Origin of the sequence: Variovorax sp. YR634, from assembly GCF_900106655.1 — a bacterium.
Classification (GTDB): Bacteria; Pseudomonadota; Gammaproteobacteria; order Burkholderiales; family Burkholderiaceae_C; genus Variovorax.
Map to the genome: position 1 here is coordinate 251899 of NZ_FNOL01000005.1, position 19400 is coordinate 271298.

18 protein-coding genes and 1 tRNA gene are annotated in these 19400 nt (G+C 65.0%); 6 read left to right on the forward strand and 13 right to left on the reverse strand.

Annotation, left to right across the window (positions count from 1 at the left end; all coding sequences use genetic code 11):
- The first annotated feature begins 267 nt into the window (after nucleotides 1–267).
- On the forward strand, nucleotides 268–4053 hold the full coding sequence (hrpA, locus tag BLV60_RS12195) for an ATP-dependent RNA helicase HrpA (protein WP_371127364.1): 3786 nt from the start codon (nucleotides 268–270) through the stop codon (nucleotides 4051–4053).
- A 67-nt stretch (nucleotides 4054–4120) separates the two neighbouring features.
- Here the strand turns inward: hrpA and BLV60_RS12200 are convergent, their stop codons facing one another.
- From BLV60_RS12200 to lptF, 7 genes are all read right to left on the reverse strand, one after another.
- Nucleotides 4121–4279 (reverse strand): DUF3309 family protein, encoded by a 159-nt coding sequence (locus tag BLV60_RS12200; protein WP_093054714.1) that lies wholly within the window; start codon nucleotides 4277–4279, stop codon nucleotides 4121–4123.
- Nucleotides 4280–4377: 98 nt separating this feature from the next.
- Nucleotides 4378–4833 (reverse strand): DUF3592 domain-containing protein, encoded by a 456-nt coding sequence (locus BLV60_RS12205; protein WP_093054716.1) that lies wholly within the window; start codon nucleotides 4831–4833, stop codon nucleotides 4378–4380.
- A 22-nt stretch (nucleotides 4834–4855) separates the two neighbouring features.
- A complete protein-coding gene (locus tag BLV60_RS12210) occupies nucleotides 4856–6028 on the reverse strand; it encodes a pyridoxal phosphate-dependent aminotransferase (protein ID WP_093054718.1) in 1173 nt (390 codons plus the stop codon).
- Nucleotides 6025–6966, reverse strand: coding sequence for a CysB family HTH-type transcriptional regulator (locus BLV60_RS12215; RefSeq protein WP_007832298.1), 942 nt, complete (start codon nucleotides 6964–6966; stop codon nucleotides 6025–6027). Before BLV60_RS12215 ends, BLV60_RS12210 begins: the two co-directional genes overlap by 4 nt.
- A 66-nt stretch (nucleotides 6967–7032) precedes the next feature.
- On the reverse strand, nucleotides 7033–7392 hold the full coding sequence (locus tag BLV60_RS12220) for a sirohydrochlorin chelatase (RefSeq protein ID WP_093054720.1): 360 nt from the start codon (nucleotides 7390–7392) through the stop codon (nucleotides 7033–7035).
- A complete protein-coding gene (lptG, locus tag BLV60_RS12225; protein ID WP_093054722.1) occupies nucleotides 7389–8498 on the reverse strand; it encodes an LPS export ABC transporter permease LptG in 1110 nt (369 codons plus the stop codon). Before lptG ends, BLV60_RS12220 begins: the two co-directional genes overlap by 4 nt.
- Nucleotides 8495–9616, reverse strand: a complete 1122-nt coding sequence (gene lptF / locus BLV60_RS12230; protein ID WP_093054723.1) for an LPS export ABC transporter permease LptF — start codon at nucleotides 9614–9616, stop codon at nucleotides 8495–8497. Before lptF ends, lptG begins: the two co-directional genes overlap by 4 nt.
- A 21-nt stretch (nucleotides 9617–9637) precedes the next feature.
- Between lptF and BLV60_RS12235 the strand changes: the two genes are divergently transcribed.
- The 4 genes from BLV60_RS12235 (at nucleotide 9638) to BLV60_RS12250 (ending at nucleotide 13340) form a co-directional block, all read left to right on the forward strand.
- Nucleotides 9638–11155, forward strand: coding sequence for a leucyl aminopeptidase (locus BLV60_RS12235; protein ID WP_093054725.1), 1518 nt, complete (start codon nucleotides 9638–9640; stop codon nucleotides 11153–11155).
- The gene (locus BLV60_RS12240; protein ID WP_093054727.1) at nucleotides 11152–11592 is read left to right on the forward strand and encodes a DNA polymerase III subunit chi; all 441 of its coding nucleotides are present in this window, start codon (nucleotides 11152–11154) and stop codon (nucleotides 11590–11592) included. The genes BLV60_RS12235 and BLV60_RS12240 overlap by 4 nt, the downstream gene beginning before the upstream one ends.
- A gap of 1 nt (nucleotide 11593) precedes the next feature.
- Nucleotides 11594–11989 carry a hypothetical protein gene (locus BLV60_RS12245; RefSeq protein WP_093054729.1) on the forward strand — a complete coding sequence of 132 codons (396 nt, stop codon included), beginning with the start codon at nucleotides 11594–11596 and terminating at the stop codon, nucleotides 11987–11989.
- 136 nt (nucleotides 11990–12125) lie between these two features.
- Nucleotides 12126–13340, forward strand: a complete 1215-nt coding sequence (locus BLV60_RS12250) for a branched-chain amino acid ABC transporter substrate-binding protein (protein ID WP_093054731.1) — start codon at nucleotides 12126–12128, stop codon at nucleotides 13338–13340.
- Nucleotides 13341–13432: 92 nt separating this feature from the next.
- On the opposite strand, the gene BLV60_RS12255 is transcribed toward BLV60_RS12250, so the two are convergent.
- From BLV60_RS12255 to BLV60_RS12275, 5 genes are all read right to left on the reverse strand, one after another.
- Nucleotides 13433–13822 carry a response regulator gene (locus tag BLV60_RS12255; RefSeq protein WP_093054733.1) on the reverse strand — a complete coding sequence of 130 codons (390 nt, stop codon included), beginning with the start codon at nucleotides 13820–13822 and terminating at the stop codon, nucleotides 13433–13435.
- 91 nt (nucleotides 13823–13913) lie between these two features.
- A complete protein-coding gene (locus tag BLV60_RS12260) occupies nucleotides 13914–14270 on the reverse strand; it encodes a hypothetical protein (protein ID WP_093054735.1) in 357 nt (118 codons plus the stop codon).
- Between the two features lie 207 nt (nucleotides 14271–14477).
- A tRNA-Ser gene (locus BLV60_RS12265) sits at nucleotides 14478–14568 on the reverse strand.
- Between the two features lie 25 nt (nucleotides 14569–14593).
- Complete coding sequence (locus BLV60_RS12270; protein WP_093054740.1) at nucleotides 14594–15523, reverse strand: SPFH domain-containing protein; 930 nt, start codon at nucleotides 15521–15523, stop codon at nucleotides 14594–14596.
- Nucleotides 15524–15556: 33 nt separating this feature from the next.
- Complete coding sequence (locus tag BLV60_RS12275) at nucleotides 15557–15982, reverse strand: NfeD family protein (protein WP_093054742.1); 426 nt, start codon at nucleotides 15980–15982, stop codon at nucleotides 15557–15559.
- A 216-nt stretch (nucleotides 15983–16198) separates the two neighbouring features.
- Between BLV60_RS12275 and BLV60_RS12280 the strand changes: the two genes are divergently transcribed.
- The gene (locus tag BLV60_RS12280; RefSeq protein ID WP_093054744.1) at nucleotides 16199–18496 is read left to right on the forward strand and encodes an arginine/lysine/ornithine decarboxylase; all 2298 of its coding nucleotides are present in this window, start codon (nucleotides 16199–16201) and stop codon (nucleotides 18494–18496) included.
- Nucleotides 18497–18523: 27 nt separating this feature from the next.
- Here BLV60_RS12280 and BLV60_RS12285 read toward each other — a convergent pair whose 3' ends face one another.
- Nucleotides 18524–19399, reverse strand: coding sequence for a DNA ligase (locus BLV60_RS12285; protein WP_371127365.1), 876 nt, complete (start codon nucleotides 19397–19399; stop codon nucleotides 18524–18526).
- Between the last annotated feature and the right edge of the window lies 1 nt (nucleotide 19400).

A 19400-nucleotide genomic window follows, 5' to 3' on the forward strand; every position in this document is an offset into this window, starting at 1 on the left:
CAGCGACGGCGCAAGGTGGTGGGGGCAAGGCGATAGGACATGGGACGCGATCGTAGTAGCGGTTTGCAATTGAGTAAAGACTATTTACGGATCGTGTTGCAACGAAGCAGCGCGCTGTGGATGCCGTGCAACAGCCACGGTGCGCACCGATAATCGATGGTTTGCCCGCCGCGCCAGCCCGACGACTGCCTTCCCTTGACGACCACGACACCTCTCCGCATCGAATTTCCCGAATCGCTCCCTGTCTCGGGCAGGCGCGACGAAATCATGGCCGCCATATCGGCGCACCAGGTCGTGATCGTTTGCGGCGAGACGGGCTCGGGCAAGACCACGCAGCTGCCGAAGATCGCGCTCGCACTGGGCCGCGGCAAGCTCAACGCCGAGCCGGGCAAGGGCCGGCTCATCGGCCACACGCAGCCGCGCCGCATCGCCGCGAGTTCGGTGGCCAAGCGCATTGCCGAAGAGCTGAAGACGCCGCTGGGCGACGTGGTCGGCTTCAAGGTGCGCTTTCAAGACCGCCTGAGCCGGGACGCCTCGGTCAAGCTGATGACCGACGGCATCCTGCTGGCCGAGACGCAGACCGATCCGCTGCTGAAGGCCTACGACACGCTCATCATCGACGAGGCGCACGAGCGCTCGCTGAACATCGACTTCCTGCTGGGCTACCTGCGCGAGATCCTGCCGCGCCGGCCCGACCTGAAGGTGATCGTCACCTCGGCCACCATCGATGCCGACCGCTTCGCGCAGCATTTCGCCTCGGCCAAGGGGCCTGCACCGACCATCATGGTGTCGGGCCGCACCTTCCCGGTGGAGCAGCGCTACCGGCCCTTCGAAGAATCGCGAGAGCATGACCTGAACGACGCGATTGCCGATGGCGTCGACGAACTCTGGCGCGATCCGCACAACGCGGGCGACATCCTCGTCTTCCTGCCCGGCGAGCGCGAGATCCGCGAGGCGGCCGACCACCTGCGCCGCCACCTGAGCCACCAGCCGCTGCTGCGCAATGCCGAGGTGCTGCCGTTGTTCGCACGGCTCTCGGGTCCCGAGCAGGACCGCATCTTCGACGGCCACACGGGCCGGCGCATCGTGCTGGCCACCAACGTGGCCGAAACCTCGCTCACGGTGCCGGGCATCCGCTACGTGATCGACACCGGCACGGCGCGCGTCAAGCGCTACAGCTTCCGCAGCAAGGTCGAGCAGCTGCTGGTCGAGCCGATCAGCCAGGCGGCGGCCAACCAGCGCGCGGGTCGGTGCGGGCGCGTGGCGAACGGCATCTGCATCCGGCTCTACGACGAGAAAGATTTCGAAGGCCGCCCGCGCTTCACCGATCCGGAAATCCTGCGTTCGTCGCTGGCCGGCGTGATCCTGCGGATGAAGTCGCTGCGCCTGGGCGACGTGGCGCGCTTTCCGTTCCTGGAGGCACCGTCGCCGCGCGCGATTGCCGACGGCTACCAGTTGCTCAACGAACTGGGCGCGGTCGACGACGCCAACGAGCTGACGCAGACCGGCGCCGAGCTGTCGAGGCTGCCGCTGGATCCGCGCGTGGGCCGCATGATCCTGGAAGCCCGCTCGCGCGGCGCGCTCGAAGAAGTGCTCATCATCGCGTCGGCCCTCAGCGTGCAGGACGTGCGCGACCGCCCGATGGAAGCCCAGCAGCAGGCCGACCAGGCGCATTCGAAGTTCGACGACGAGAAGAGCGAGTTCAGCGGCTACCTTCGCCTTTGGAAATGGATCGCCGACGCGCGCGGCGGCCATGGCGACACCCATAAGCTCAGCAACCGGCAGTACGAACAGCTGCTGCGGCAGAACTTCATCAACATCCGTCGCGTGCGCGAATGGCGAGATATCCATTCGCAGCTGCTCACGGTGGTCACCGAACACAAGTGGCGCCTGAATGCGGAGCCTGCCGGCTACGAGCCGCTGCACCTGTCGATGCTCGCAGGCCTGCTGGGCAACGTCGGCTGGAAGCTCGAAGACGACGAGGCGTACCTCGGCGCGCGGGGCATCAAGTTCTACAAGCACCCCGGCGCGCACCTGAAGAAGAAGCCGGGCCGATGGATCGTCGCGGCCGAACTGGTCGAGACCACGCGGCTCTTCGGGCGCGGCATCGCCAATATCGAGCCGCAGTGGCTCGAACAGGTGGCGGAGCATCTGCTGAAGAAGCAGTTGCTCGATCCGCACTGGGAGAAAAAGGGCGCGCAGGTGTCGGCGCTGGAGCGTGCAACGCTGTACGGCCTTGTTGTCTACAGCGGGCGGCGCGTCGATTTCACCAAGGTCGATCCGGTCGCGGCGCGCGAGATCTTCATCCGCGAAGCGCTGGTCGCCGGGCAGTGGGAGAGCAAGTTTCCGTTCCTGCAGGCCAACCGCAAGCTGGTGCGCGAGGTCGAGGGGCTGGAACACAAGTCGCGCCGGCAGGACGTACTGGTCGACGACGAACTGATCTTCGCCTTCTACGACGCCCAGCTGCCCGCCGACGTGGCCAGCGGCATCACCTTCGAGAACTGGTATCGCCATGCCTCCAAGGAACAGCCGCGCCTGCTGTTCCTGACGCGCGACGAGCTGATGCGCCACCAGGCGGCCGGCATCACGACGCAATCGTTCCCGCCGACGCTGCGGCTCGGCGGCGTGGATTGCGCCGCGACATACCTGCACGAGCCCGGCGACGCGAAGGACGGCCTCACGGCCAGCGTGCCGCTGTTCGTGCTCAACCAGGTGAGCGAGGAGCGCTGCGAGTGGCTGGTGACGGGCATGCTCAAGGACAAGATCCAGGCACTGCTCAAGAGCCTGCCGCAGCGTCCGCGCTCGCGGCTGGTGCCGCTGCCCGAGTCGGCCTCGAAGCTGGCGGAAGAATTGTCCGTGCCTGAGCTGTTCGGCACAGGCTCGCTGACCGACGTGCTGCTCAAGCGCGTGCGCGACATGACCAGCATCGACGTCAAGCGCGCGGACTTCAAGCTCGACATGCTGCCGCCGCACCTGTTCATGAACCTGCGCGTGATCGACGAGCACGGCCGGCAATTGGGCATGGGGCGCAACCTCGGTGCGCTGAAGGCCGAGCTTGGTGCGCAGGCGCGTGGTGCCTTCCAGGCGCTGGCTGGGCTCAACGTCAAGGCGTCGCCGGAGAAGAATGCGGCGGCTGCGCCTGAAGGCAAGTCCGGGGCGCCCGCGAAGGACGCGAGCCAGCCCGCACCCGCCGCATTGCCTGCCGGCCAGCGCTACACGGGCTGGACCTTCGGCGAGCTGCCCGAGCTGATGGAAGTGCGCCGCGGCTCGCAATCGCTGATCGGCTTTCCGGCGCTGCGCGACGAAGGCGACGCGGTGACCATCGAGGTGTTCGACGAGCCCGCCGTGGCAGCCGCCAAGCACCGCGCCGGCCTGCGCCGCCTGTTCGCGCTGCAGCTGAAAGACGCGCTCAAGTACCTCGAGAAGAACATTCCCGACCTGCAGAAGATGTCGGTGGCCTACATGCCGCTCGGCACCTCCGAAGAGCTGCGTACGCAGATCATCGATGTGGCGATCGACCGCGCCTTCCTGCAGGAGCCGCTGCCGACCGACGAGTTCGCGTTCAAGCGCCGGCTGGAGGAGGGGCGTGGCCGCCTCACGCTGATTGCCAACGAGGTGGCCCGGCTCGCGTCGACCATCCTCATTGAATACGCGGCGGCCGCGCGTAAGATCAAGGACACGAAGATCCAGCCCGACGCCGTGCAGGACGCCGCGCAGCAACTGCAGCGCCTCGTCGGCAAGCGCTTCATCGCCGATGCGCCGTGGACGCAGCTGCAGCACTTCGCGCGCTACCTCAAGGCCATCGTGCTGCGGCTCGACAAGCTGCGCGCCGACCCGGCGCGCGACGCCGCCAAGCTCGCGGAGCTGAAGCCGCAGGATCAGCGCTACTGGCGCCTTGTGGCCGAACGCAAGGGCGTGGTGGACGACCGCATGCTCGAGTTCCGCTGGCTGCTCGAAGAACTGCGCGTGAGCTTCTTCGCACAGGAGCTGCGCACGCCGCAACCGGTGAGCGTGAAGCGGCTCGACAAGGCCTGGGCGCAGTTGCAGGCCTGATCCGCTGGCCGCAGTGGACGAAAAAAAGCCCGCTTGCGCGGGCTTTTTCTTTACGGTGTGCCTGGGCCTATATGCGTCCCATGAGAACCAGGATCACGACGATCAGCACGACCAGGCCGACACCGCCGCTGGGACCATAGCCCCAGGCCCGGCTGTATCCCCAACTCGGCAGCGCGCCGATCAATATCAGGATCAGGACGATCAGCAGAATGAACGAGAGCGACATGTTTTCTCCAGGGCGGTTGTTGTGACGAGCTTTCATGCTCCCCCTGACATGTCGCGCGGATCGCCGGAGAGCCGCCCCTTCGGTGGTCGGTGAACGTCCTACCCTGGCCGTCGGCGCGTTGCCGGCGCCTGCGCAGGCAGGAACAGCATCGCCACCGCGACGAGCAGGAAAACGAGGCCAATGCCACCGGTGATGACGGCGCCGCCCCACAGCGAGAAGAAGCCGTTCAGCATGGCGTCCTGCGGGTTGCGTGGATCGAAGAAGACGTCGACTTTCTCGCCGACGTCGTAGGCTGGCGGGTTGCTGCTGCTCGACGGCGTGAACTCGATGATCTCGCCGCCCGGCGCCTTGAAGCGCACCAGCGGCTTCCAGGTGCCCGAACTGTTGCTCTTCGAGCTTTCCACGTGGAGCAGCCGCAGGACTTCGCCCTGCGTGCGGCTGGCCGACGCGATGAAGGCCGACGTATGCTGGTACAGCAGCAGGGCAATGCCGCACAGCAGCGCGCCGACCAGGCTGAAAACGAGCCTGATGATGGTGGTGGGCTGTTTCGTCATCGACGTGCGGCTGCCGCAGGCGTCAGAGCCGCGCGAGGCGCTCCAGCGCGGCGAGCAGCGTCTCGTCCTTCTTGGCGAAGCAGAAGCGCACCACGCGCTGGTCGAAGCCGTCGCCGTAGAAAGCCGACAGCGGGATCGCCGCCACGCCGATCTCGCGCGTGAGCCACAGGCAGAACTCGGCTTCGGACAGGTCGCTCACCGCCGAGATGTCGACGCACTGGAAGTAGCTGCCTTCGCTGCGCAGCAGCTTGAAGCGGGTTTTTTCGGCCAGGCCCGCCGCGAACAAGTCGCGCTTGCGCTGATAGAAGGCCGGCAGTTCGAGGTACGGCGCCGGCTCGCCCATGTACTGCGCAAGCGCATGCTGCATCGGTGTGTTCACGGTGAACACGTTGAACTGGTGCACCTTGCGGAACTCCGCCATCAGCGGGGCCGGCGCGGCCACGTAGCCGACCTTCCAGCCGGTGACGTGGTACGTCTTGCCGAAGCTGCTGACGATGAAGCTGCGCGCTGCCAGGCCCGGGAAGCGGGCCACGCTTTCGTGGCGGGCGCTGTCGAACACCATGTGCTCGTAGACCTCGTCGCTGATCACGAACACGTCGGTGGGGGCGAGCAGTTCTTCGAGCTGCCGCATCTCGGCTTCGGTCCAGACCGTGGCGCTCGGGTTGTGCGGCGTGTTGATGATGATGGCGCGCGTGCGCGGAGTGAGCGCTGCGGCGATCCTGTCGAAGTCGGGGCGGAAGGTGCCCGGCGTGAGCGGTACGCGCACCACGCTGCCGCCGGCCAGCTCGATGTTGGGCACGTAGCTGTCGTAGCAGGGTTCCAGCACGATCACTTCGTCGCCCGGGCGCACGATGGCGAGGATGGCGGTGATGATGGCCTGCGTGGCGCCGGCGGTAACGGTGATTTCCGCGGCCGCGCTGTAGCTGTAGCCGTACATCGCCGAGATCTTCGCGGCGATGGCGTCGCGCAGCGCCGGGATGCCGGGCATCGGCGGGTACTGGTTGTGGCCCGCGGCCATGGCGGCCGTGACGTCTTCGAGCAGCTTCGGATCGCAGTGGAAATCCGGAAAGCCCTGGCCCAGGTTGACCGCGTTCTTCTCGGCGGCCAGCGCCGACATCACGGTGAAGATGGTGGTGCCGACGGCCGGCAGCTTGGTGACGATGTCGGGCGTGCGTGGGGATTGAACTGTGCTCATAGCTCGTAGTCTTGTTGGTGGCCGCTCAGGGCCTTGGCGATCAGGTTGCGGTCGAGGCGGTCGGACAGCAGCTCGGCGAACTTGAAGACGAAGTTGCGCAGATAGGCGCTGCGCTTGAACGCGACACGCGCAATATTCTGGCCGAACACATGCCCCATCGGGCGCACCACGAGGTCGGCGTTCGACTCGTCGCGCACGGCCATTTCGGCCACGATGCCCACGCCCAGCCCGAGGCGCACATAGGTCTTGATCACGTCGGAGTCGATGGCTTCGAGCGCGATGCGGGGCGTGAGCTTTTTCTGTGCGAACGCATGGTCGATGCGCGTGCGGCCGGTGAACGAGGGGTGGTACGTGATGATCGGCTCGCTCGCCAGGTCTTCGAGCGAAATGCGCTCCTTGGCGGCCAGCGGATGGTCCTTGGGCAGCACCAGAACGTGCTGCCATTCATAGCAGGGCAGGGTCACCAGCTCGGCGTAGCCGTCGAGCGATTCGGTGGCGATGCCGATCTCGGCGATCTCGTCGATCACCATGCGAGCCACTTGGTCGGGCGAGCCCTGGTGCAGGCTCACGTTGACCTTGGGATAGGCCTCGCGCAGGTTCGCCACGGGCACGGGCAGCACGTAGCGCGCCTGCGTATGGGTGGTGGCGATGGAGAGGGTGCCGCTGTCCTGCGCGCTGAACTGTTCGCCGATGCGTTTGAGATTGCCCACCTCGCGCATGATGAGTTCGATGCTGGCGATGACGTGCTGGCCCGGCTCGGTAACGCGTTTGAGCCGCTTGCCGTGGCGCGCGAAGATTTCAACGCCCAGTTCTTCCTCGAGCTCGATGATGGCCTTGGAGACACCGGGTTGCGAGGTGTGGAGCGCCTTGGCCGCCTCGGTGAGGTTCAGGTTGCGCCGCACGGCCTCCTGAACAAACTTGAACTGATGCAGATTCATATCAAATTCCGTCTTATTACGGAATTCATTATGCCTTCGGAATCTATCGAAATTGCCGGATGATCACTATTTGACCGCAATTCTGGCCAGGAGATCGACCAGTTCGGGCTCTTCGCCCACGATGCGCGCGAGCGAAAAGTCAATGGCGGGCCATTTCTGGCGCAGTGCCTCGAGTTGGTGCGGCAGGTCTTCGCGGGCGTGCTTGCCCATGCCCAGGAACAGCGGAACCACGCGGATAGCGGTGGCGCCGCTGGCAATCAGCGCCGCCGTCGCCGTGGGCAGGTCGGGCGTGGCCAGCTCCATGTAGGCGCAGGCCACGCGGGCATTCGGCTCGTTTTTGCACACGCGTTCGGCCACGGCCTCGATGGGCTCGCGCCAGCGATCGTCGCGCGAACCGTGCGCCAGTAAAACGATGCCCTGGGTCATCGTCGCAAGACCAGCCAGCTGAAGGCCGTCAACGACATCACCGAATAAATCATGCCCGGCGCCGCCGCCGTGAGCCATGGCGACCAGTTGCTGAGGTTGCCGAGGTAGCCGAACACGTTGTTCAGCAGGAAGAAGCTGATGCCGATCATCACGCCGCCGAACACGTAGGTGGTGATACCGGCCTGGCGGAAGTGCAGGTAGGCGAAGGGCAGGGCGAGCACCACCATCACCAGGCACGAGAGCGGGTAGAACACCTTGCGCCAGAACTCGATCTCGTAGCGCTGCGCGGTCTGGCCGTTGGCGTCGAGGTGGCGGATGTAGTCGAACAGGTCGATCGTGCTCATGCGGTCGGGGCGCAGGAGCGCGACCGAGACCATTTCGCTGGTCAGCGAGGTGGCCCAGTTCAGCTGCGGGGTCTTGGTCGTGGCGATGCGGGCCTGGTCGGCCGCGCCGCGCGTGTCGTACTTCTGCTCTTCCACGTCGGTGAGCATCCAGTGCCCGTCGCCGATGCGGGCCGAGCCTGCGGTGATCTGGGTGCTGATGTAGCCGTTGTCGTCGAATTCGAAGATGCGCGGGCTCTTCAGCGCGCCTTTGCGGTCGATGGACAGCACGTTCACCGCGTACGAGACATTGCCCCGTTTTTCCTTGAGCCAGGCGCCCGTGTTGCCCGCCAGCGAATAGATGCCCTGGTACTTGGCCTTGAGCAGTTGCCCCGTGCGCTCGGAGGCCGGGGCGACATAGTCGCCGACGGCGAAGGTCAGCACGACGAAGCCGACGCCCAGCAGCAGCAGGGTGCGCAGCGCGCGCCAGGGCCCCAGCCCGCTGGTGCGCAGGATGGTGTATTCGGAGCTTTGCGCCAGCCGGGCCATCACGAAGATGGAGCCGATCAGCACCGTGATCGGCAGCAGTTCGTAGAGGTGGCTCGGCACCAGCAGCATCACGTAGGCCAGCGCCTGTGCGGGCCCGTAGTTGAGGCTGTCCGGCTTGCCGATGGATTGCAGTTCGTCGACGAAGTCGAAGAAGAAAAAGAGGCTCAGGAAGCCGAGCGTCACGAACGCAACGGCCTTCAGCACCTCCACGTAGATCAGGCGTCTTATCGTTTTCACGTGGGTTCGATCTTGGGTGTGGGCAGCACGGCGGCGGACGGGCTTTGCTTTGATCGCCGGCCCCAGTTGTTCTGGCGAACGCCGAGCCATGCCAGGTTGATCAGCAGCACGCCGCCATGCAACAGCAGCATGAAACTGCCCATGCTGTATTTGCCCGAGCTGATCCAGCTTTGGCCCAGGTTGAGCATGTTGTAGTACACGACGAACGCGAACAGCGCGAGAAGCAGGTTGCCGCTTCGGCCGACGCGCGGGTTGGCGCTGGATACATTCAGCGCCAGCAGCACGAAGTTGATGGCCGTCAGCAGCATGCCGATGCGCCAGGCCAGTTCGCCGCGGCTGGGGTCGCTGGTGTCGGGCAGCAGGGACAGCGTGCTGCGCGCGCGCGGCGGTGTCGCGTCGTTGACCAGGCCGCTGTTGCCGCCTGCCCGGGTGCCGTAAGTCTTGAACTCGCTGATCTTCAGGCCGGTGTTTGTCATGGGCTGCTCGAGCCGCTGGCCGCTGTTGAGCAGCAGGTAGCGCGAATCGCCGATGTTCTCGATGCTGCCGCTGCGCGCCGAGGTCGTGATCTGCATGTTGCGCTCGATCGACCAGATGAAGACGTTGGTGGCCTTGGAGTTGTCCGGCGTCTCCTTGTCGATGAAGAACACGCGCACCCGGCCAGCGGATTCACGGAACTCACCTGGCGCCACCCGCTCGATGTCGCTGCGCTGCTCGTACTGCTTGCGCATGCCAATGGTCTGCGAGTTGGCCCACGGCCAGCCTACCAGCGCCATCACCGCGATCAGGATCAGCACCGGCCAGGCGAAGCGGAAGAGTGGCTTGATGAAGTCGGTCAGGCCCCGCCCGCTGGAAAACCAGATCACCATTTCGCTGTCGCGGTACATGCGCGACAGGGTGCCGACGATGGCGATGAACAGGCTCAGGCTCAGGATGGTCGGCATGTAGCCGAGCACCGTGTAGGCCATCACCAGGAACACCTCCTGCGGGTTCACACTGCCCTTGGACGCGAGCCCGAGGGTACGGATGAGCATCATGGTCATCACGATGGTGACCAGTACCACGAGGGTCGCTCCGAAGCTGCGGGACAGCTCCTTGCGTAGGGAAGAATGGAATAACATCGTTCGAGGAAAAAAAGGATTATGGACTTTCAACTCAAGACCCTCACCGTCGCCCAGGCCGCAGCCGAGAAATCCGATGTCCTGATCGTGCTCGTCGGCAGCGCTCCTCTTACCTCCAAAGACCCGTTGTCGGTGCTCGCCGCCAGTGCCCGCAAGGCCGGCGACCTGCCCGACAAGGCCGGCAAGCTGCTGGGGCTTTACCGTCCGGAAGACGTCGTGGCGTCCCGCGTGGTGCTCGCCGCCATCGGTGACGGCAAGCCCGCCTCGGTTCGCAGCGGCGTGGTCGCGGCGGTCAATTCGGCCAAGGCCCAGGCCCCCAAGCGCGTGACCGTGGTGTTCGCCCAGCCTGCCGAAGGCGCGGCGGTGGCCAGCGCCGTCACGGCGGCGGCTGACGCCAGCTATGTCTACACCGCCACCAAGTCGAAGGCCGAACCCCGCAGCATCCGCCACCTGACCGTCGGCGTGGCTGATGCCGCCGCCGTCACCGGCGCCTTCGACGCCGCCCGTGCCACTGTCGCGGGCATCGAACTGGCCAAGGAGTGGGGCAACCGACCCGCCAACCATGCCACGCCCACGCTGCTGGCCGAGGCCGCCAAGGGGCTGGCCAAGCTGCCGAACATCAAGTGCGAGGTGCTGGGTCCGAAGGAAGTCGAAAAGCTCGGCATGGGCTCCTTTGCCGCCGTGGCACAGGGCTCGGCGGAGCCGCTGCGCTTCATCGTGCTGCGCTACCACGGGGCGCCCAAGGACCAGGCGCCCGTGGTGCTGGTCGGCAAGGGCATCACCTTCGACACCGGCGGCGTCTCGCTCAAGCCCGCTGCCGAAATGGACGAAATGAAGTTCGACATGTGCGGTGCGGCCAGCGTGCTTGGCACCTTCCGCGCGCTCGGCGACATCCAGCCCGCCATCAACGTCGTCGGCCTCATTCCTTCGTGCGAGAACATGAACGACGGCCGTGCGGTGAAGCCGGGCGACGTGGTGACCAGCATGAGCGGCCAGACCATCGAGGTGCTCAACACCGACGCAGAAGGCCGGCTCATCCTGTGCGACGCGCTGACCTATGCCAAGCGCTTCGAGCCGGCGGCGGTGATCGACATCGCCACGCTGACGGGCGCCTGCGTGGTGGCCCTGGGCGGCGTGCGCAGCGGCCTGTTCTCGACCAACGAAGCATTGGCCGCGGCGCTCGAAGCCGCTGGCGAGACCTCGCAAGACCGCTGCTGGCGCCTGCCGCTCGACGACGACTACGCGGAGGGCCTCAAGAGCAACTTCGCCGACGTGGCCAACATTGCCGGCCGCGCGGGTGGCGCCATCACTGCCGCCAAGTTCCTGCAGCGCTTTGCGGGCGACTTCGCCTGGGCGCATCTGGACATCGCGGGCACTGCGTGGAAGAGCGGCGCGGCAAAGGGTTCGACCGGGCGGCCGGTGGGCTTGCTGGTGTCGTACCTGACGAGTCGCGCGGCCAGCGGCGACGCCAAGACCGGCAAGGCCAAGAAAACCAAGACCCCTGGAGCTCCGGCCAAAAAGGCTCGGGCCACGAAGTGACGGAAATCGGCTTTCACTACAACGCGCGTGACAAGCTGAACTACGCCTGCCGGCTGGTTCGCAAGGCCGTGAACGCGCGCGGCCTGCGCGTGGTAGTCGTGGGCGATGCGCAGGCGCTCGACGCGGTGGATGCGGCACTCTGGCAGCTGTCGCCGGTGGACTTCGTCGCGCACTGCCGAGGCGATGCGCCGGCTCATGTGGTCGCGCGTTCGCCCGTCGTTCTGTCGGCGCAGGGCGCTGATGCGGCCTCGCTGCCGCACCGCGAAATGCTGGTGAATCTGGGCCTCGAAGTGCCTGCGGGCTTCGAGCGCTATGAACGCATGATCGATATCGTGAGCGACGAGGCCAACGACCGCCAGGTCGGTCGTTCGCGCTGGCGCCACTATGCCGATCGTGGCTACACCATCCAGCCGCACGACTTCGCAAAGAATCCCTGACATGGCCAGCACACTGCGCACGCCGCCCCGGTTCGTTCCCACGCTGACCACGGTGCTCGAGATCCCGGAGGAGCCCGCGATCCCCGAGCCGCAGGCCGCACCGACGCCCCAGCCCGACCCGGCGAGTGCCATGGCATTGCCGCCGGCCGCGCAGCTTTCGCAGGCGGAAATCGTCAGCCTCGAAGAGCAGTTGCTGCACCGCGTTCTGCAGCGCGTCGACCTGTCTCTGGAAGAGCGTTTGAGCGACACCGTGTCAGCTGCCGTTCAGCATCAACTCGATGCGATGGTGCCGCGTTTGCGCAATGAAATCGAAGCCGTTTTGCGTGCGTTGGTGATCGAGGCCATGGCCGCCGAACTCAGCGAAAACACAGGGTCTACGCCAGCTTCCGGAGCCTGAATCCTCGGCTAAACTGCGCCGCAGGTCGGAAGGGCGTGAGGGTGCCGCTGGTCCGCGGCGCGAAACTTGCGAGGTCAGCGCGCCCGGATCACACGACCGGTTTTTTATTCTTTTCATCCAAGTTCTGGAGGTTCTCATGCAATTGAAATGGACTGCGGTCGCACTGGCTGCAATCACGCTCGTGGCTTGCGGCAAGAAGGAAGAAGCTGCTGCTCCCGCTGCAGCGCCCGCGCCAACGGCTGCGGCCCCGGCTGCACCTGCACCCGCACCTGCCGGAGAAACCCTGGTCGTCAAGATCGGTCACGTGGGACCGACCAGCGGTGCCATCGCCCACCTCGGCAAGGACAACGAGTTCGGCGCCAAGATGGCCATCGAAGACCTGAATGCAAAGGGCCTCAAGATCGGCGACAAGGTTGCCAAGTTCGAACTGATCGCCGAAGACGACGCAGGCGATCCGAAGCAGGGCACGGCTGTGGCCCAGAAGCTCGTGGACGAGAAGGTCAACGGCGTGGTCGGTCACCTGAACTCGGGCACCACCATCCCCGCCTCGAAGCTCTACAGCGACGCCGGCATTCCGCAGATCTCGCCTTCGGCCACCAACCCGAAGTACACGCGTCAAGGCTTCAAGACCACGTTCCGCGTGGTGGCTGACGACACGCAACTCGGCGGCACGCTGGGCAAGTACGCAGTCGAAACGCTCAAGGGCAAGAACATTGCCGTGATCGACGACCGTACCGCCTACGGCCAAGGCGTTGCCGAAGAGTTCGAGAAGTCGGCCAAGGCCGCTGGCGCCACCATCGTGGGCCACGAGTTCACCACCGACAAGTCGACCGACTTCAACGCCATCCTGACCAAGCTGAAGGCCTCCAAGCCCGACGTGCTGTTCTTCGGCGGCATGGACGCCGTTGGCGGCCCGATGCTCAAGCAGGTCAAGCAACTCGGCCTGAACGTCAAGTTCATGGGCGGCGACGGCCTGTGCACCAGCGAACTGCCGAAGCTGGCTGGCGATGCCATCGGCGAAGAGATGGTTGTTTGCGCCGAAGCCGGCGGTGTGGACGGCGACTTCAAGCAGCCGCTGGAAGACTTCAAGGCCAAGTTCAAGACCAAGAACGGCGTCGAAGTGCAGATCTATGCACCGTACGTGTACGACGCGGTCAACGTGCTGGCCGAAGCCATGGTGAAGGCCGGTTCGTCCGACCCCGCCAAGTACCTGCCTGAAGTTGGCAAGGTGCAATACAAGGGCGTGACCGGCCCGATCGCCTTCGACGAAAAGGGCGACATCAAGAACGGTGCCCTGACGCTGTACACCTACAAGGGTGGTGCACGCACGCAGATCGCCGTGGTGCGCTGATTCATTTCGGCAAACCTGCGGTTATCCGCAAAAGAGAAAAGGGCCTTCGGGCCCTTTTTTCATGGCCGCTTCGAAGGCGGCTTATTCAGAGTTCAGAGCGGAGCAAGGCCCGATGGGCGGTTGGCATTGCAGTACTCGATGAAGGCATCGAGGTCGCGTGACTTGTCGAACACCGCATCGGCGCCGAGCGCCGTGCAGCGCGCCCGGATATCCGCCGTCACGTAGTTGCTGAGCACGACCACTCGCTGGCTGGGTTTGCGGGTCTTGCAGCCGCCCAGCACGCCGAGACCGGAGCCTTCCTTCAGGAACAGGTCGACGATCAGGAGCTGCCAGTCATCAGGATGCGCCGCGAGCCATGCAAGGGCTTCCGTTTCGGTTTCGGCGAAGCCGACCACGCGGCCGTTGACCAAGTCCTCGAGTGCCGGGACCAGGTTATCCCTGATGGTCTTGTTGTCCTCGACGAGGAACGTGATGAGGGCCATGCCGTGGTTTCGCTTTGAGAACCAATAGCGTAGCGTGCCTGACGCTGATGCAGCGTAGGAGAAAGGATACGGACGGCGTATTGCGCGCCGGTCAGTCGGAGCTTTCGGCGCGGATCTTTGCCTTGAGCTTCTCGGCCAGAGCCTGGCTTTCGTCGCGCTCAGCCGTGACCTCGAGACGCTTCTCGATTTCCTCGCTCAGCGCGGCATTGACCTCGGCCAGCTTCTCGGCGGACTTGGCCAGCTTCTCTTCCAGCTGGCTGGTGTGTTCGATGGCCTGTGCCACCTCGCCAACCTGCACTTCTTCGGGCAGTTCCTGTTCGAGCACCGTATTCACCACGGCGAGGTTGTCCGATGCCCGTTGCACGTCGGCAGCCACCTGCTCGCTCTTTTCGAGGGTGCGGTCCAGCGGTGTCTTGCCACGCGGCTGGGTTTTCGGTTGTCCGGCCATCGAGGCTCCTTTGTGGGCTTGAAATGAAAACCTTTGGATGGTACTGCCAGAAGAAAGTGTCTGAGTTCGGGAGTCAAGTTGTTGCAAAGCAACGCACTGCCTTTCAAGTCTGGTTGGGCCAGACGACAAAAAAGCCCAAGTGCTTGTGGCAACTTGGGCTTCTTGCTTTGTCTTCATGTTCGCGAACGGTTACGAACAATCAATCTCTGGCGGAGCAGGCGGGATTCGAACCCGCGGAGGGCTATTAACCCTCACACGCTTTCCAGGCGTGCGACTTAAACCGCTCATCCACCGCTCCTGAGCCCACGATTGTAGCAGTCAGTTCAGGTCGGATTCGACGGCTTGCCTGCCTGGACCATGCGCATGGCCGACGCGATGAGCGCGGCGGTCTCGCTCATGTTGCTTGGCACGATCAGGGTGGTCTTGGAATCGGCCGCGACCTTGCCGTAGGCGTCGACCGCGCGCTCGGCCACCTTCAACTGCACGGCCTGTTCGCCGCCCGGCTGGCGGATGGCCGCGGCCACGCGTTCGATGGCATCCGCCGTTGCGGTGGCGACTGCGGTAATGGCGGCGGCTTCACCCTGGGCGTTGTTGATCTGCGCCTGCTTCTCGCCTTCGGAGCGGGCGATGAAGGCCTCGCGTTCGCCGGTGGCGATGTTGATCTGCTCCTGGCGGCGGCCTTCCGAGGCCGCGATCAGCGCGCGTTTGCCGCGCTCGGCCGTGATCTGTGCCTGCATGGCCAGCAGGATTTCCTTCGGCGGCGTCAGGTCCTTGATTTCATAGCGCAGCACCTTCACGCCCCAGTTGAGCGCGGCCTCGTCGATGGCGGCAACCACCTGGGCGTTGATGACGTCGCGTTCCTCGAAGGTCTTGTCGAGCTCCAGCTTGCCGATCACGCTGCGCAGCGAGGTCTGTGCGAGTTGCGTCACGGCCACGATGTAGTTCGACGAGCCGTAGCTCGCGCGCATCGGATCGGTCACCTGGAAGTACAGGATGCCGTCGACCTGCAGCTGCGTGTTGTCGCGCGTGATGCAGATCTGGCTCGGCACGTCGAGCGGGATTTCCTTCAGGCTGTGCTTGTAGGCCACCCGGTCGATGAACGGAATCAGGAAGTTGGGGCCGGGCGTCATGGTGCCGTGGTACTTGCCGAGGCGCTCGCGCACCCAGGCGTTCTGCTGCGGCACGAACTTCACCGACTGGCTGATGAAGATGATCGCGATGACCAGGATGATGAGTGGGACCGAAAATTCCATGGTGCGCTTCCTTTTCTGAGTTCTACGTATTGACTAAACCTTGTCGACGACCAGCCGGCTGCCGATGACTTCGACCACGCGGTGCTCGCCGGTCGACGGCGTGCGGCCTGCGCGCTGGACCACCGTCCATTGCGCACCCCGGTAGCGCACGGTTGCCGTGCCGTCGGCATTCCAGGCATCGACGTGAACGGTCTCGCCGATGTCGAGGTTCACGTCGCGGTTGGTTCCGGTGGGCGGGGCAGGGGGGCGCTTGCGCTGGATCGAGTACCAGGTCAGCACGGCGCCCACGCCGATGACCGAGGCCACGATCAGTTGGGTGACGGTGCCGAAGCCCAGGTGCGCCGCAATTGCCGCGGCCGCGAAACCGGCGGCCAGCAGCAGCAGATAGACGGTGCCCGAGAGCAACTCAACCACGATGGCTACCCCCGCAATCAGCCACCAGACGGTGGAATTCGCCATGTCGACTCCTCTTTTCCTTATTCGATGCGCGCCATTCTGATGCATCTGCTCCAAGCGCTTGCCCTGCGTAGGGGTACTGCGCCCGAGCCGACGAAAGGGACCATGCCGGACAGGCCCGAATGGCTTGCACGAGCCTGACCAGATTCGTCATCCGAATTCCGTACACTTCGCGCCTCGCCTTATTGCCTGTCTGTCAGCCTGCCCGGAGCCCCGCTCATGAAATTCCGCTTTCCCATCGTCATCATTGACGAGGACTTCCGCTCCGAAAACACCTCGGGCCTCGGCATTCGCGCGCTCGCGCAGGCCTTCGAAAGCGAGGGCTTCGAGGTGCTGGGCGTCACGAGCTACGGCGACCTGAGCCAGTTCGCCCAGCAGCAAAGCCGTGCCAGCGCGTTCATCCTGTCGATCGACGACGAGGAGTTCACGGTCGGCCCCGACCTCGACCCGGCCGTGCTGAACCTGCGCAACTTCATCGGCGAAGTGCGGCGCAAGAACGCCGACGTGCCGATCTACATCTACGGCGAGACCAAGACCTCGCGCCACATCCCGAACGACATCCTGCGCGAGCTGCACGGCTTCATCCACATGTTCGAGGACACCCCCGAATTCGTGGCGCGCCACATCATCCGCGAGGCCAAGAGCTACCTCGAGGGCGTGCAGCCGCCGTTCTTCAAGGCGCTGATCGACTACGCGGAAGACGGCTCCTATTCGTGGCACTGCCCGGGCCACTCGGGCGGCGTGGCGTTCCTGAAGAGCCCGGTGGGCCAGATGTTCCACCAGTTCTTCGGCGAGAACATGCTGCGCGCCGACGTCTGCAACGCGGTCGAGGAACTGGGCCAGCTGCTCGACCACACCGGCCCGGTGGCGGCCAGCGAACGCAATGCGGCGCGCATCTTCAACGCCGACCACTGCTTCTTCGTGACCAACGGCACCAGCACCAGCAACAAGATGGTGTGGCACCACACGGTGGCGCCAGGCGACGTGGTGGTGGTCGACCGCAACTGCCACAAATCGATCCTGCACGCGATCATCATGACCGGCGCGATTCCGGTGTTCATGAAGCCCACGCGCAATCACTTCGGCATCATCGGCCCCATTCCCAAGAGCGAGTTCGAGCAGAGCGCCATCAAGGCCAAGATCAAGGCCAACCCGCTGCTGGCCGACGTGGACCCCGACAAGGTCAAGCCGCGCGTGATGACGCTCACGCAGTCGACCTACGACGGCGTGATCTACAACACCGAGACCATCAAGAACATGCTCGACGGCTACGTCGACACGCTGCACTTCGACGAGGCGTGGCTGCCTCACGCGGCCTTCCACCCGTTCTATGGCGCCTATCACGCGATGGGCAAGCGCCGCGTGCGCCCGAAGGAATCGCTGGTGTTCGCCACGCAGTCGACGCACAAGCTGCTGGCCGGCATCAGCCAGGCCAGCCATGTGCTGGTGCAGGACTCGCAGAACCGTCAGCTCGACCGCGACCTGTTCAACGAGGCCTACCTGATGCACTCGTCGACCAGCCCGCAGTACGCGATCATCGCGAGCTGCGACGTGGCCGCCGCCATGATGGAGCCGCCCGGAGGCACCGCGCTGGTGGAAGAAAGCATCCTCGAGGCGCTCGACTTCCGCCGCGCCATGCGCAAGGTCGAGGCAGAGTTCGGCAAGGACGAGTGGTGGTTCAAGGTCTGGGGCCCCGAGAAGCTCGTCGAAGAAGGCATCGGCCGCGCCGACGACTGGATCATGCAGGGCGAGAAGAACGGCAAGCCCAAGAACAAGAAGTCTCCGCGCAACTGGCACGGCTTCGGCGAGCTGGCCGACGGCTTCAACATGCTCGACCCGATCAAGTCGACCATCGTCACGCCGGGTCTCGACCTCGAAGGCAACTTCGCCGAAACCGGCATCCCGGCCAGCGTGGTGACCAAGTTCCTCGCCGAGCATGGCGTGATCGTGGAGAAGACCGGGCTCTACAGCTTCTTCATCATGTTCACCATCGGCATCACCAAGGGCCGCTGGAACACGCTGCTGACGGCGCTGCAGCAGTTCAAGGACGACTACGCGCGCAACCAGCCGATGTGGCGCATCCTGCCCGAGTTCTGCCAGCAGCATCCGGGCTACGAACGCCTCGGCCTGCGCGACCTGTGCCAGCACATCCACCAGCTGTATGCGCGCTACGACGTGGCCCGCCTCACGACCGAGATGTACCTGAGCGACCTGACGCCGGCCATGAAGCCCAGCGACGCCTTCGCCCACATCGCGCACCGCAAGACTGAGCGCGTGGAAATCGACGAGCTCGAAGGCCGCATCACCACCAGCCTGATCACGCCTTACCCGCCGGGCATTCCGCTGCTGATTCCGGGCGAGGTGTTCAACAAGAAGATCGTCGACTACCTCAAGTTCTCGCGCGAGTTCAACACGCAGTGCCCGGGCTTCGAGACCGACATCCACGGCCTGGTTGCGCGCGTCGACGAGACGGGCAAGAAGCGCTACTACGCGGACTGCGTCAGGGAAGTGAAGTAAGGAAGCAGGCCGGCCGGACGGGCCGGCCTAACCTTCGCGCACCCGCATGAAGCGCGCGAAGCGGGGCAGGCCCTTGGCGGTGGTGCCGTTGTAGCGGTAGGTCACCCAGCTGCCGACGGCGGGCGGGCTCTCGCGTTCCGCGTCGGTCAGTCCGGTGCCGAGCTTGAAGCGCTTGCCGTCGGCCGTCTCGACCACCAGCGCGCCGAGCCGGCCACTGTGCTTGCCCTTGCCGGGCACGTGCTCGACCACGCGGGCTTCGGCGTCTTCGTAGGGCTTGACCTTCAGCAAGTCGCTGTTGCGCTCGCCACGGTATTGGGAGCTGCCGCGATGGAGCATCAGGCCCTCGCCCCCCATCTTTACTGTCTTGTCGAGCAGCGCCTGCAATGCGGCGTGCGTGGTTGCGCGTTCCTGCGGAACCACGACGACCCATGGCGCGTCGGTAATTGGCAGCAGCTTGCGCAGCACGGCGAGGCGCGTCGAGAAGTCGCCGCCCTGCGCGGGCAGGTCGAACACCATGAAGTGCATTTCGCGCCAGGCGATGTCATTGGGCGTCTGGCTGCGCACCGTGGAGACGGCGCGTGTGAACTGGCCGCGGCCCACCCACAGTTCGCCATCGAGGGGTTGCTTCGGCAGCGGTGCGGTGAACCATGCCGGCGCCACGATCCGTTCGCCCCCGCGTGTCCAAAGCTGCTTGCCGTCCCAGTAGCCGCGTACCCCGTCGTACTTCTCGCTGACCCAGTAGTCGTGCAGCGACATGCCGGGGCGGTAGACGTCGGCCAGCATCAGCGAGGGCGCCGCCTCGCGCGCGAACGCGGCAGGCGCGGTGACCGCGCCGAAAGCGGCAAGCAGGAGGGAGCGTCGGTTCAGCACGATGCTATGAAATGAATAGCGCAGCACGGCCATC